The organism is Chthoniobacterales bacterium, assembly GCA_018883245.1.
In the GTDB taxonomy this organism is placed as follows: domain Bacteria; phylum Verrucomicrobiota; class Verrucomicrobiia; order Chthoniobacterales; family JACTMZ01; genus JACTMZ01.
This window is the reverse complement of the sequence record VEQL01000055.1, coordinates 1-12,824: the sequence shown is the minus strand read 5'-3', so window position 1 is coordinate 12,824 and position 12,824 is coordinate 1. Positions and strand designations below refer to the sequence as shown.

Genomic DNA, 12,824 nt, shown 5'->3' with positions numbered 1-12,824 from the left:
AAGCACCCTGACCCATGCACAGCCAAGACTCCCGCATCGAAACAAAAGTCGGTTTCTTCGTTATACTCGGACTGGTCGTGGTCGCCGCGACGGTTGTGTATTTCGGCCGTCTCGGCCAGGGCTTGCAGCGTTTTTACGACCTGCAGGTCGATTTCCCCAACGCCAGCGGTCTTCTCAAGGGAGCCGACGTGCTCCTCGGCGGCGCCCGCATCGGCTACGTGGCCGAGCCTCCGAGCGTTCTCCCGGCCATGCAGGGCGTCGCGGTGAAGTTGAACATCCGCGACGATGTGAAACTTCCGGAGGCCTCTCGCTTCGTGGTCGGAAGCTCGGGTCTGCTGGGGAACCGCTTCGTCGATGTGCTGGTCGATCCGGCCGCGGACCTGGAAAAGCATCTCCAGCCCGGAGCGGTGATCAAGGGCCAGCGGGAGACGGGCATCGAAGACCTCACCCGCGACAGCAGCGAGACCATGGCCGACATCCGCAAAGCCGTCGCCACGCTGAACACGACGTTGGACCGCCTGAGCAACACCGCATTGAGTGAAAAGTCCCTCGAGGACCTGCGCGAGACCATCGCCAACCTCAAAAAGGGCAGCGCCGGGTTCACCGAAATGGGCAAGGCTTCCAAAGACCTTGAGGCGGCCGCCGCCGATGCGCGGAAGGTCATGTCCGCGGCCCGATCCGGCCCGGGCCCCCTGCCCATGCTCCTCAACGATCCGAAGGCGGCCGGGGATCTCCGCGCCATCCTCTACAACGTCCGACGGCACGGCGTGCTGTGGTATAAAGACACCTACCCCCAGCAGGGCGGGCAGAACTGATCACGGCGGCGATTCGCCGCGCGTGCGTGGCAACTCCTTCACTTCGTCGTTCACGTAATGGACGATGCGCATCTCGGGCGTTTCGCGCAGGACCGAAGAAAAGCGGAACAAGTCTTCGAACACGGGGAATTTCCGGTCTCCCGCGGCGTCGCACTTCACCTCCGTGAGGTAGAGGTCGCGGCAATAAGGCAGGGCGATGCGGTAAATGTCCGCCCCGCCGACCACGTAGATTTCGCCTTGAATGCGCGCGCTGCGCAGCGCGCTCAGATCCCGAATCACCTGCACGCCCGGGATCTCCAAGTCCTCGCGCCGGCTGAGGACGATCGTCTCGCGCCCCGGCAACGGACGCCCGATGGAATCGAAAGTCACCCGCCCCATAAGAAGCGTGCCACCCAAGGTGAGATTCTTGAACCAGCGCAGGTCGTCCGGCAAATGCCACGGAATTTTTCCGTCCGCACCGATCACCCGGTTGGCGGCCATGGCGGCGACCGCGATCATACGGCAACGGGCGCCTTGATGGCCGGATGCGGATCATAGCCCTCGAGCACGAAATCCTCGAAAACGAATTCGCCCAGCTCCCGCCGCTCCGGGTTGAGCTTCATCCGCGGGAGTCCGTGCGGCTCGCGCGAGAGTTGCAAACGCGCCTGCTCGATATGGTTGCTGTAAAGATGCAGGTCGCCGAAGGTGTGGACGAAGTCACCCGCCTTGAGGCCGCAAACCTGCGCCACCATCATCGTGAGCAACGCGTAGGAAGCGATGTTGAAAGGCACGCCGAGAAAAAGATCGGCGCTGCGCTGGTAAAGCTGGCAGCTCAACTCCCCGCCTTCGACATGGAACTGGAACAAAACGTGGCAGGGCGGCAAGGCCATCTGCGCCAGTTCCCCGGGATTCCAAGCGCTGACAATAATCCGCCGGCTCTCGGGTGATTCGCGGACGAGACGGATCGCGGCGTCGATCTGGTCGGTGACTTTGCCGTCGGCACCGCGCCAGCTGCGCCATTGTGCGCCGTAAATGCGCCCGAGATCGCCGTTCGCGTCCGCCCATTCGTCCCAAATGGTGACGCCGTTGGCATGCAAGTAGCCGACGTTGGTGTCCCCGCGCAAAAACCAGAGCAGCTCGTGGATGATCGATTTGAGATGAAGCTTTTTCGTCGTCACCAGGGGAAAGTTTTCCCGAAGATCAAAGCGCGCCTGCGCGCCGAAAACTCCCAGCGTTCCAGTCCCGGTGCGGTCGGCGCGCGGCTTGCCCTTCTCCAAGACGAGCTCGAGCAGTCGATGGTATTCTCTCATCAACCAGCACTTAAACACCACCGCCGCCCGCGGCCAAGGTCGAGTTTGCCGCCGGCGAGCGAGGCGGTTAGCATCCGCGCGTGGAATTCACGGTCCTCGGCAGCGGAAGCAGCGGCAACTCGGCCGTGGTGCGCGGCTCCGCAACGACGATTTTGGTCGATGCCGGGCTCAGTGCCCGCACCACGCTGACCCGTCTGGCCCAAGCGGGCATCGAACCATCCGAAATCGGCGCCATTCTGCTGACCCACGAACACGGGGACCACGCACGGGGGCTGCCGGTGCTTCTGCGCACCCTGCGCTGCCCGGTATATGCCACGCGATTGACCGCGGAAGAATTGCAACGGTCGGACGCCCGGAACGCAGAGGCCCGCTGGAGCCTTTTTGCGTCCGGAGCGAAATTCCAGATCGGGAGTTTCGAAATCACCGCATTCTCGGTTCCGCACGATGCGGCCGACCCCGTCGGCTTTACCATACGCGAAGACAGCACATCCCTTGCCGTGCTCACCGACCTCGGGCACGTGAACCACTCCGTAGCGCACCATTCGTCGGGTGTTAGCTGCCTGTTTGTCGAGGCGAACCATGATGAAGATTTGCTCCATGCGGACGCCAAAAGGCCATTCTCCGTCAAGCAGCGCATCCTCTCCCCGCACGGTCACCTCTCCAACCGCGCGGCGGCGGAATTTGCCGCAAGAATCTTGAGTGACACTCTGAGCCACGTGGTGCTCGGTCATTTGAGTCGCGACTGCAACACGCCGGAATTGGCTGTCACCGCCGTGCGCTCATCGCTCAACGGCGCCGACGTCACGGTGTGTTGCGCCTTGCAGGACGCGTTGATGCCGCCGATCCGGCTTGGATCCTGATCACGTCAGGCGCGGCCGGCCGCAAGGAGATAAGCCCAGTTCGCAAGGATCGCACCGAGCACCAGCCATCGCCAGGGAACACGCGCCGCCCATTGCGGGCGCCAGGGCGACAAGCCGAGAAAAACCACTCCCGCCGCATAAACCGCGGCGATCGCCACTCCCGCCGCGGCAAGCACCGCGCCCGGATTCATGCGCAGCGCATCACCCCACTCGCCGCGGGCCAGCAGGAAAAGTGCGCGTGTGCCTCCGCATCCGAGGCAGGGCAAGCCGGTGACCGTCTTCCAACCGCAAGGCAGGCCTGCCGGATGCAAAACACCCGCAAGCGCAAAAAGCATGACGGCAGCCGCGGCGGCAGAACCGGCGACGATGAGGATCGTCCGCTCGGCAGCCGCGCGCGCGCCCGGAGGAAGCGGGGGAGGAGCACTCAACTTTGGTTTTTCAAAGTTTCAAGAAACGCCGGGCCGTAGGCCAACCAGCCCGCCAGAACCATCGCGGCGACAAGTCCGCAGCAGAGGAAAATCGGCAGCAGCACGGCCACGGCAGCACGGCCACGGCTGATATGGTGGACTTCCGACAGTCCGATAATTTCCGCCACGAGACCCCATATGAAGCCGACAAACCATCCGCAGCAAGGAACGAGGTTGAAAAGCGCAATCGATCCGCTCACGTAGGTGTAAACACGGAAGGTCGATTCGAAAGGACGCCGTGCACCGCCCACCAGCATCAGGCAGACATGGGTGATGGCAGTGCCGACGAATGCCGCGAAAACAAGAAAGACCGGCGCGACGACGATCCAGAGCAAGGATCCGAAAGACGTCCCCATCTGCGCTGTGAGCGCGGCGGCATTTTCCTGCGAGAGCACCATCCCGGGAAGGCCCAGGACGCGCAGGGTCCAGTTGTAAGCCTCGGTCGCCACGATGCCGACCATTTGCAGGATGATGAAAAACACCAAGGGACCAGCGAAGCCTCCACCGAGTTTCAAGCGGGCGAATGTCGCAGCCGGCTCGAGCAGCACGGCGCGCACGGTTTCAAACAGCGCAGGCACCGCACCGACCTCGCCACGGCGCTCCCATGCCGGTTCGGCGGTCTCCGGCAACGCGGGAGGGCTGTCCACGCTCTCGCCCGGAGCAATCGTGTCGATCACTTCACCGAGCGGTCTCCACATGGGCATGCCGTCCTGCCAAGCGAGGTCGGTTGCGAAGAATTTTCCGTCGCGGAAGCCGGATCGAACCTCCAAGGCGGTGAATTGTCCGAGACTTTGTCCTTGGCGGTTGAGATGAATCTTCACGCCTTTTTTTCCTGCGCGCCGCCGGCTCCGTCAATCACCAATGCGCAAGGCAGCGCGGGATTGATTTTCCGCAGCCGCACGGAGACGATGACGCCATGGCGCTGACGGAAAGCACACCCCTGGGCCCGGATTTCACCATGCCGGACTTTCTGCTTCCGGACGTCTCGTCGGGCGAAAGTCTCTCCGCCGCCGCTTGCGCCGGCGAAAACGGCACGGTCGTGACATTCCTCTGCCGACATTGTCCTTACGTCGTGCACATGCTGCCGGAGTTGATATCCATCGCCCGCGGCTACCTCCCGCGCGGAATCGCGTTCGTCGGAATCAGCGCCAACAACATCGCGACGCATCCGGAGGACGCACCGGAGAAACTTGCAGCCATGATTCGCGAACGGGCCATACCCTTTCCCGTCCTCTACGACGAGTCGCAGGACACGGCGCGCGCATTCCACGCAGTCTGCACGCCGGAGTTCTACATCTTCGACCGCAGCGCCCGCCTCCATTACCACGGGCGCATGGACGCCAGCACACCGGGCAACGGAGTGGCTGTGACCGGAAGCGACTTCCGCGCCGCGCTGGATGCCCTTCTCGGCGGACACCCGGCTCCATCACCCCAGCACCCGAGCATGGGCTGCAACATCAAGTGGAAGTAACTTCGCCGCACCGTTGAGAGGCAAGGATGCCCGCCGAACACAAACACGCCCCGACGCACCACCACGGCGTTTTCCGGCTGCGCTACGGGCACCCGCTGCCGTTCGGCGCGAGCATCGTGCCCGCCGGCATCAACTTCTCCGTCTTTTCCTCCAATGCCACGGGATGCACTCTGATTCTTTTTGAAAAAGGAGCCCAGCGTCCGTTTGCCGAGATCCCCTTTCCTCCCGAGTTCCGCATGGGCGATGTGTTCGCCATGATGGTGTTCGATCTCGATCCGGAGAAAATCGAATACGGCTACCGCATGGACGGGCCGTTCAACCCGCACGCCGGGCACCGCTTCGACCCGCGGCACATTTTGCTCGACCCCTACGCGCGGGCGGTGAGCGGACGCGAAGCCTTCCGCGGCCCCGTCAAGGAGCGCGATATTTTCCCCCACCGCGGGCGCATCCCCGCCAACAACTTCGACTGGGAACACGACCGTCCGCTCGATCTCCCGGTTTCGGAACTGGTCATCTACGAACTCCACGTGCGCGGCTTCACCCGCCATGCATCCTCGGGCGTGGCCAACCCCGGGACCTTCGACGGACTGCGCGAGAAAATCCCCTACCTTCGCGACCTCGGCATCAACTGTGTGGAGTTGATGCCGGTGTTCGAATTCAACGAACACGAAAACACACGGCAAAACCCCGACACCGGCGAGCATCTCCACAATTACTGGGGATACAGCACGCTCGCGTTCCGCGCCCCGAAAGCCGGCTACGCCGCCACTGCGGCGGCGGGCGGGGAAGTCAACGAGATGAAGGAACTGGTCAAGGCATTCCACGCCGCGGGCATCCAAGTGGTTCTTGACGTTGTCTTCAATCACACCGCGGAAGGCGATGCGACCGGCCCTGTCATTTCTTTCCGCGGACTGGACAACAAAACCTATTACCTCCTCGCGCCGAACGGCGATTACCTCAACTTCAGCGGGTGCGGAAACACCCTCGACTGCAACCATCCGGTGGTGAGGGACTTTGTCATCGACTGCCTGCGCTATTGGGCTGCCGAATACCATATCGACGGATTCCGCTTCGATCTGGCGTCCGTGCTCGGACGCGACTCGCAGGGCCATCCCCTGCCCAATCCCCCGCTGCTCGAATCGATCGCGCACGATCCGGTGCTCGCACACTGCGAGTTGATCGCCGAGGCTTGGGATGCCGGCGGACTTTACCAAGTGGGCAACTTCCCGAATTACGGGCGATGGATGGAATGGAACGGGAAGTTCCGCGATGCGGCGCGGCGTTTTCTCCGCGGCGATGACGACTCCGTCGGCGAAATGGTCCAGCGCATCATGGGCTCGCCGGATCTTTACCAGCCCAGCGGGCGCAGGCCTTCCGCATCGGTGAACTTCATCACGTGCCATGACGGATTCACGCTGGCCGACCTCTTCGCCTATTCGGAGAAGCGGAACCGCGAGAACGGTGAAGAAGGTCTCGACGGCGGCGATGAAAACCTCTCATGGAACTGCGGGGCCGAGGGACCCACAGAGGATCCCGAAATCCGGGCCCTGAGATTGCGCTGTGCGAAGAACGCCATGACCCTGCTCCTCGTCAGCCAGGGTGTCCCCATGCTTTACATGGGCGACGAAATGGGACGCACGCAACGCGGCAACAACAACCCCTACTGCCACGATGCGGAGTGGAACTGGCTCGACTGGAAGCTGGCGGAAACCGACACGGGTCTGCGACGTTTTGTCAAAATGCTCATCGCCTTCCGCCACAGCCACGCGAGCCTCCACCGCGACGAATGGTTCACGGGAACGGACAACATCGGCAGCGGCTATCCGGACATTTCATGGCACGGCGTCAATCCCGGCCAACCCGACTGGGGCTGTCACAGCCATTCGCTGGCCTTCATGATTTGCGGGCAGCACGACCACGCGATCGGTGGTTCGGGCGAGTTTTTTTACGCGGCATTCAACATGCACTCGGAAGATCTGGATTTCGACCTTCCCTCCCTGCCTGCACGCTGGAGTTGGCATCTTATGGCAGACACAGCACGCCCGTCGCCGGACGACATCCGCGAACCCGCGCAGGCTCCTTTGCTGGGTGACAGGAACCGGATCACACTCCGCGCGAAAAGCGCCGTGCTTTGTATCGGCAAGGAAGTCGGCTGAACGCCATGGGCACGAGATCAAACAAACCGACCAAACGCATCTCGGTCATGGCATGGATCGAGGACGCGTTCGGCGGCGTGGTCCTGGTCAAGCAAGCCAAGGGCTCGAGACGCTGGACCCTGCCCGGGGGGAAAGTCAAACAGGGCGAAGCCTTGATCAATGCGCTGCGCCGCGAAGTCCGCGAGGAAATCGGCATGCAGATTGCAACAGCCGCTCCGCTCGATTTGCTCGACCGTCCGCGCGCCGGGGCCGTGACGATTCTTTACCGCGTCTTGCTGAAGCCCGGGACGCTCAAGCCGAGGCCGCAGGAAATCGCGAAGATCGCCGTCCGTCGCCGACTCCCGGCCGGATCGTCGGCCACGGCGGCGTATTTTTGGCGCAGGGCGCAGCAGTGCTTCGAGCCGTTTGCCCTGTTCACGCACCCGACGACCGGCGCAAAACGACACCCGCACTGACGCCGCGCACCGGCGCACGCACTCAGAAACGTATCGGGGGCGGAGGCGGCAGATTCACCGACGGCATTTCCGCGGAGAGCGCAGCCGCCACTCCTCCCTGTTCGGGTTTGCGCACTTCGGGAGCGGGGGGAAGATTGTTCGTTGCCCCGGCAGCGACCGCGGCTTCCGGCGAATTCACCGCGAAAGCCTTGGCCACTGGCACATCGGCACCGAATGCGTCCATCGTCGCCGGCGACACGGCGTTGTAGGGGTCGGCGCTGCCGACGACCGGAGCCGAGGACACGTCCACAGGGGGCACCTTGCTCAAGTCGACCGCCACCGCGGCGCGCGGCCACTCTTCTTCGTTGAATTCTTTGACGAAGCTCTTCAAGCCGCCGGAATGGACGCTGCACTCGACCGTGGGCGCGCGGCCCAGCACCGCATATTCGCTGTAGGCGGTGGATGACGATGTTTCCGCGCCGTCGGCAGTTCGTGTTTTGTCCAGGCATTTGTCCGTGGCCAGTTCGCCGGAGAGGCGACATATCTCCACGTGTTCGACCGACACGGGAGCCTTCATCGGCTCCGAGGGAAAATCCTTGCGCGAGGCATTCATCACATCCACCCACACAGGCAAAGCAAGATCCCTGCCGAACGCCCCGCGGAAAATCTGCTGCGGTTTGTCATAGCCGATCCATACGCCGCAGGTCACCGCCGGGGTGTAGCCCATAAACCAGACATCGGTGAAGTTGTAGGCGGTGCCGGTTTTCCCGGCCGCGCCAGCGACGGCGAGTCCGTAATCCGTCACTGCCTTGCTTCCGGTGCCGCGCGCAATGACGTCGGTGAGCAGATTGTGCACCTGCCAGGCGACACCCTCCGTCACGACTTTCTTGCGCTGCGTCTGCCGTTGGTAAACGACTTCCCCCTCGGGATTTTCGATGCGTTCAATGATATGGGTCCGGTCCGGACGCGTGCCCATGCCCGGGAAAATGGTGTAAGCCAACGCCGTCTCTTCGAGCGTTTGTTCGCTCGATCCGAGGTAAGCGTTCGCATAGGGCCGCAGGGGCGACTCGATGCCAGCCTCGCGGGCGAGCTTCGTCACCGCATCTGCACCAGTCTGGAATCCCAGACGCACCACCGCACCATTCTTCCCGCGCACCAGCGCCTCGCGGGCCGTGATTTCACCCTCGTAGGAATTCTGCGCCTGCTCCACGCCCCACTCGCCGAGGATTCCCGCTGTGCCCCCGAAACCTACCAGCCGGTTGTCCAACGCCCAGTCTTGGACGACTGTGCCGGGGAAAAGGCCTTTCTCGAACGCAGCAGCATAGAGAAAGGGGACGAACGCGGTGCCGACAGGACGCCTTCCCTGCACGCTGCGGTTGTATTCGCTGTGTCGAAAGTCACGACCGCCCACCATCACGAGGATTCCGCCCGTCGTGTTGTCGAGTGCGAGCACAGCACCTTGGAGATAGGCCGGTTGCTCGGTGTTGGAATCCCCCGGCTTCAAGCCCTTGCCTTCAAGGCGTTCCTGAAACCTCGCATAAGTCTCATGCCCGTAGCCCGGACGCGCTTCGATGGTGTCCAGTTCGCGGCGAAGGGATTTCTCCGCCTCCGCTTGCATCGCCGAGTCGATGGTGGTGTAAACTTTGAATCCGCCGTTCATCGCGCGGTCGTAGCCGAGCGAGGCAATGATTTGTTGCCGCACGTAGTCTATGGCGTAGGACTGCTTGACGGGATCGGGGCGCGCACGCACGGCGAGCGGCTCCGCGACCGCTTTTTCGTAGGCGGAACGATCGAGGAATCCCATTTCGAGCATTTGCCGCAGGACGTTGTTCCTGCTGGTGCGCGAGGCTTCGAGATTGGTCCAAGGCGACAGGCTGTTGGGACTTTTGAGCAACCCGGCCAGCACCGCGGCTTGCGCGGCGGTCAAATCCGCGGCTGGAACGCCGAAATAGCCGCGCGCCGCCGCCTCCGCGCCGTAGAGCCCTCCCCCGAAATAAACCCGGTTGAGGTAGAGCTCCATGATCTTCTCCTTGGGGAAGTGCTCCTCGATGCGCTGGGCCAAGGCCATTTCGAGGAGCTTGCGGCGGTAGGTGCGCTCTTTGAGGTCGAAAGAATTGCGCGCCAGCTGCTGCGTGACGGTGCTCGCCCCTTGCCTGATCCGGCCGGCCAGCCAGTTCGCCTGCGCGGCACGGAGGATACCGAGGTAGTCGACACCTCCGTGCGTCCAGAATTTCTGATCCTCGGCAGCCACCACCGCTTCGACGAGAACCTTGGGAAGTTTGTCATAAGGGACCGGCTCGCGGTTCTGGATGAAGATCCGTCCCATGAGCGTTCCGCCACGGTCGTAGATGGACGACGCCGACTCCATGCGCTCGAGACGCTCGAGATCGAACTGCTGCGCCATCTCACGGAACTCGGAATGCAGCATGAGCAGGAACACCGCGCCGGCGACGGCGGCCAGCAGGGCGAGCAAAACAGGCACAAGTAGCAGCCACCGCCAGAGACGGCGGCGGCGCGGTTTGGGCGGGTCATTCTCCCAGGAGTAGCTTCGGCGCGGCATGGTAAAAACTTCCGTGTGTCTGGCACAGATCGGCCCCGCTTGCAACGCGAATGGCCGTGCCGGCCGGTGACTGGACATACTACTCCGACCCGAGGCAGGCTGCATCCTGAAATGTCCGCGCCGACCCCCGAATCTTCCCCGGTGCCCGTGCTGTATTGGGACGCCGATTGCAATTTCTGCCGCCAGTGGGTCGCCCGCTGGAAGCAGACAACAGGCGACCGCGTGGACTACAGGACTTTGCAAACCGCGCCGGAAGATGTCCGCCGCGCGGCGGGCGGCGAATCTTTCGAGCGGGTCGTTTTGCGGAATTCGGACGGCTCGATTGTCACCGGCGCCCGCGCTGCGCTCACAGCCCTGTCAACGAAGAGCCGCTGCGCCCGTCTCCTGCTGGGCTGCACGCGACGCCTCGCCGTAGTGTCCGCCGCATTTGAAAGCTGCTACGCGTGGATTGCCGCGCATCGCGTCTTTTGCGGCAAGGTGACACGGTGGATCTGGGGCGCGGATACGTTGTCACCGAGCTACGAGGTCTCGGGGTGGCTGTTTCCGCGTCTGGTCGGGGCGGTTTTTCTCGCGGCTTTCCTCAGCCTGTGGACGCAGATCGACGGGTTGGCCGGATCACGCGGCATTCTTCCGGTCGCCGGTTATCTGGAGGCGGTCGAAGCCCACTTCACCGCAACAGGCGCGCCGCACGCCGCGTGGTGGCAGATGCCCTCACTGCTTTGGTTCGGCGCGAGCGACGGCATGCTCCAGCTCTGGCTGGCTGTCGGAACGGCCGCCTCGGTTTTACTCGCGCTTGGAATTTTTGCCGCACCGGCGGCATTGGCAGCGTGGGTTTGCTACCTCGCATTCGTTGCCGCGGTTCCGGTGTTTCTCGGCTTCCAATGGGATGCCCTGCTGCTGGAGACCGGGCTGCTGGTCGCGCTCTACGCACCGTGGCAAGCGCGCTTGCGGTTCGGCGAATCGGCCCCCTCTCGCATCGGTCGCCTGCTCGTGTGGTGGCTTCTTTTCCGCCTGATGTTCGAGTCCGGGCTGGTCAAACTTCACGGTTTCGATGCCTCCGGCCGGAACGCTTGTCTCGACGGGACGGCGCTGCAATTCCACTACTTCACCCAACCCATCCCGGCGTGGACGTCGTGGTGGATGGCACAAGCACCCGCATGGTTCCACAAACTTTGCCTGCTGGGCGTCTTCGCCATCGAGCTCGTGCTCCCGTTTCTCATCATCGGTCCGAGGCGGGTCCGAATGGTTGCCTTTTGGGGATTTTCGCTGCTGATGGCCGCCATCATGCTCACGGGCAACTACGGGTTCTTCAATCTTCTCACGCTGACGCTGTGCATCACGCTGGTCGATGACGCATGCTGGCCTTCGTGGATCCGCGCCAAACTCGCCACCGAAAAACCGCGCGTCCGCACAAGTTTGCCCGGCCGGCTGATCCGTCCGCTGGCCGCCGCCATCATTGTATTCGCGAGCACCCTGCTGCTTCTTTCGGTCCTCCGCGTGCCGGTGCCCCGCTGGGCTTGGAACGCGGTGGAGCCTCTCCTGCCCCTGAGGAGCACGAACTCCTACGGCCTTTTCAGCGTGATGACCACGGAGCGCCCGGAGATCACGATCGAAACCAGCGCGGACGGAGAACATTGGAGCACACTTCAGTTCCGCCGGAAAATTTCGCCCGAGAGCAACGCCATGCCGTTTTTTGCGCCGCACATGCCGCGCCTCGACTGGCAAATGTGGTTCGCCGCGCTTGAGATGCGCTCGACGCGCCAACTACCTGCATGGTTCGTGCCTTTCCTCGGGCGCCTTCAGGAGGGCTCGCCCGGCATGTGGGGACTTCTCGACATGAAAAATGCACCGACCGAAAGACCGGAATACGTCCGTATCCGGTTGGACTTGCTGACCTTCGCCACACCGGACGAAAAAGAATCGTCGGGACGCGTTTGGAATTCGCAAGCGCTCGGGGACTACACGATCGAGGGACGTCTCTCGCGCTGAAACGCCCGCCGGCAACTGCGCTCTTCACATGCCGCGCCGTGCGTGCCATCTTCATCGAGGATGTTTACCGGCTTGGTGAAAGAAGTAGGACACGTCGGCTGGCTGCGACGCACGGACCAAGCCGTGCAACTCATGCTCAAAGCCCCACGCACCGCCTCGCGCGTGCGCAACGGAGAAAGCGTGGCGGTCAATGGCTGCTGCCTCACCGTCACCGCCCACCGCGGCGACCAAATGATGTTTGATCTGCTCGAGGAAAGCCTCCAACGCACCAACTTCGGCCGGCTCAAACCCGCAAGTCCCGTCAACCTCGAACGCGCCCTGCGGGTCGAGGGCCGCCTGGGAGGGCATTTCGTGCAGGGCCACGTCGATTGCACCGGCGAGGTGCTTGCGGTCACGGAACAAGCCAACGACGTGCGCCTCGACATCTCGATCCCACCCGAGTTCGCTCGCTATGTCGTCTTCAAAGGCTCGATCGCCGTCAACGGCGTCAGCCTCACGGTGGCCGCCGCCGATGACACCGGTTTTTCCGTCTGGATCATCCCCCACACCCTCGAGGCAACCAACCTCGGCGACCTCGAACCGGGTGACATAGTCAACCTCGAGTTCGATATCCTGGCGAAATACGTCGAACGCCTGCTCGCAGCGCGCGCCTGATCGCGGCAACCGCTCACGCCTGTCCGATAGGCCGGCCCTCGGGGGCAAAACGGGCCACCGGTTGCTGGCGGGCCAAGTGCCATGCAAACAACTTCATCACCAGCAGATGGATCGGCGCTTGGGTCAGAC

At 63.1% G+C, this 12,824-nt stretch carries 12 protein-coding genes; 7 read left to right on the top strand and 5 right to left on the bottom strand.

Features of this window, described 5'->3' with window-relative positions:
- Positions 1–14: 14 nt before the first annotated feature.
- Entirely contained in the window at positions 15–815 is an 801-nt protein-coding gene (locus FGM15_12650; GenBank protein MBU3666707.1) for an MCE family protein, read from the top strand.
- Here the strand turns inward: FGM15_12650 and FGM15_12645 are convergent, their stop codons facing one another.
- Positions 816–1,313 carry a dihydrofolate reductase gene (locus FGM15_12645; protein ID MBU3666706.1) on the bottom strand — a complete coding sequence of 166 codons (498 nt, stop codon included), beginning with the start codon at positions 1,311–1,313 and terminating at the stop codon, positions 816–818. It lies immediately after the preceding gene.
- Positions 1,310–2,104 (bottom strand): thymidylate synthase, encoded by a 795-nt coding sequence (locus tag FGM15_12640; GenBank protein ID MBU3666705.1) that lies wholly within the window; start codon positions 2,102–2,104, stop codon positions 1,310–1,312. The genes FGM15_12645 and FGM15_12640 overlap by 4 nt, the downstream gene beginning before the upstream one ends.
- 80 nt (positions 2,105–2,184) lie before the next feature.
- Between FGM15_12640 and FGM15_12635 the strand changes: the two genes are divergently transcribed.
- Positions 2,185–2,964: an MBL fold metallo-hydrolase gene (locus FGM15_12635; protein ID MBU3666704.1), complete on the top strand. Its 780-nt coding sequence runs from the start codon at positions 2,185–2,187 to the stop codon at positions 2,962–2,964.
- Positions 2,965–2,969: 5 nt separating this feature from the next.
- Here the strand turns inward: FGM15_12635 and FGM15_12630 are convergent, their stop codons facing one another.
- Together FGM15_12630 and FGM15_12625 are read right to left on the bottom strand one after the other, a co-directional pair.
- On the bottom strand, positions 2,970–3,392 hold the full coding sequence (locus FGM15_12630; protein ID MBU3666703.1) for a DUF2752 domain-containing protein: 423 nt from the start codon (positions 3,390–3,392) through the stop codon (positions 2,970–2,972).
- Complete coding sequence (locus tag FGM15_12625) at positions 3,389–4,252, bottom strand: hypothetical protein (protein MBU3666702.1); 864 nt, start codon at positions 4,250–4,252, stop codon at positions 3,389–3,391. Before FGM15_12625 ends, FGM15_12630 begins: the two co-directional genes overlap by 4 nt.
- 95 nt (positions 4,253–4,347) lie before the next feature.
- Here FGM15_12625 and FGM15_12620 point away from each other — a divergent pair, with 95 nt between their 5' ends.
- From FGM15_12620 to FGM15_12610, 3 genes are read left to right on the top strand one after another with little or no spacing between them, the layout of a single operon-like run.
- Positions 4,348–4,902 carry a thioredoxin family protein gene (locus FGM15_12620; protein MBU3666701.1) on the top strand — a complete coding sequence of 185 codons (555 nt, stop codon included), beginning with the start codon at positions 4,348–4,350 and terminating at the stop codon, positions 4,900–4,902.
- 26 nt (positions 4,903–4,928) lie between these two features.
- The gene (gene glgX, locus FGM15_12615) at positions 4,929–7,058 is read left to right on the top strand and encodes a glycogen debranching protein GlgX (GenBank protein ID MBU3666700.1); all 2,130 of its coding nucleotides are present in this window, start codon (positions 4,929–4,931) and stop codon (positions 7,056–7,058) included.
- A gap of 5 nt (positions 7,059–7,063) precedes the next feature.
- Positions 7,064–7,513: an NUDIX hydrolase gene (locus tag FGM15_12610; GenBank protein ID MBU3666699.1), complete on the top strand. Its 450-nt coding sequence runs from the start codon at positions 7,064–7,066 to the stop codon at positions 7,511–7,513.
- A gap of 22 nt (positions 7,514–7,535) precedes the next feature.
- Here the strand turns inward: FGM15_12610 and FGM15_12605 are convergent, their stop codons facing one another.
- Complete coding sequence (locus tag FGM15_12605; protein MBU3666698.1) at positions 7,536–10,157, bottom strand: hypothetical protein; 2,622 nt, start codon at positions 10,155–10,157, stop codon at positions 7,536–7,538.
- A 6-nt stretch (positions 10,158–10,163) separates the two neighbouring features.
- Here FGM15_12605 and FGM15_12600 point away from each other — a divergent pair, with 6 nt between their 5' ends.
- Both FGM15_12600 and FGM15_12595 read left to right on the top strand, forming a co-directional pair.
- Positions 10,164–12,041 (top strand): DUF393 domain-containing protein, encoded by a 1,878-nt coding sequence (locus FGM15_12600; protein MBU3666697.1) that lies wholly within the window; start codon positions 10,164–10,166, stop codon positions 12,039–12,041.
- 60 nt (positions 12,042–12,101) lie between these two features.
- Positions 12,102–12,695 (top strand): riboflavin synthase, encoded by a 594-nt coding sequence (locus FGM15_12595; GenBank protein ID MBU3666696.1) that lies wholly within the window; start codon positions 12,102–12,104, stop codon positions 12,693–12,695.
- The last annotated feature ends 129 nt before the right edge of the window (positions 12,696–12,824 follow it).

What these genes read in the sequence shown, in the direction of transcription:
- FGM15_12600 (MBU3666697.1), top strand. Translation starts at nt 10,164, where the DNA reads ATGTCCGCGCCGACCCCCGAATCTTCCCCGGTGCCCGTGCTGTATTGG.
- FGM15_12650 (MBU3666707.1), top strand. Translation starts at nt 15, where the DNA reads ATGCACAGCCAAGACTCCCGCATCGAAACAAAAGTCGGTTTCTTCGTT.
- FGM15_12595 (MBU3666696.1), top strand. Translation starts at nt 12,102, where the DNA reads ATGTTTACCGGCTTGGTGAAAGAAGTAGGACACGTCGGCTGGCTGCGA.
- glgX (MBU3666700.1), top strand. Translation starts at nt 4,929, where the DNA reads ATGCCCGCCGAACACAAACACGCCCCGACGCACCACCACGGCGTTTTC.
- FGM15_12605 (MBU3666698.1), bottom strand. Translation starts at nt 10,157, where the DNA reads ATGCAGCCTGCCTCGGGTCGGAGTAGTATGTCCAGTCACCGGCCGGCA.
- FGM15_12610 (MBU3666699.1), top strand. Translation starts at nt 7,064, where the DNA reads ATGGGCACGAGATCAAACAAACCGACCAAACGCATCTCGGTCATGGCA.
- FGM15_12620 (MBU3666701.1), top strand. Translation starts at nt 4,348, where the DNA reads ATGGCGCTGACGGAAAGCACACCCCTGGGCCCGGATTTCACCATGCCG.
- FGM15_12645 (MBU3666706.1), bottom strand. Translation starts at nt 1,313, where the DNA reads ATGATCGCGGTCGCCGCCATGGCCGCCAACCGGGTGATCGGTGCGGAC.
- FGM15_12640 (MBU3666705.1), bottom strand. Translation starts at nt 2,104, where the DNA reads ATGAGAGAATACCATCGACTGCTCGAGCTCGTCTTGGAGAAGGGCAAG.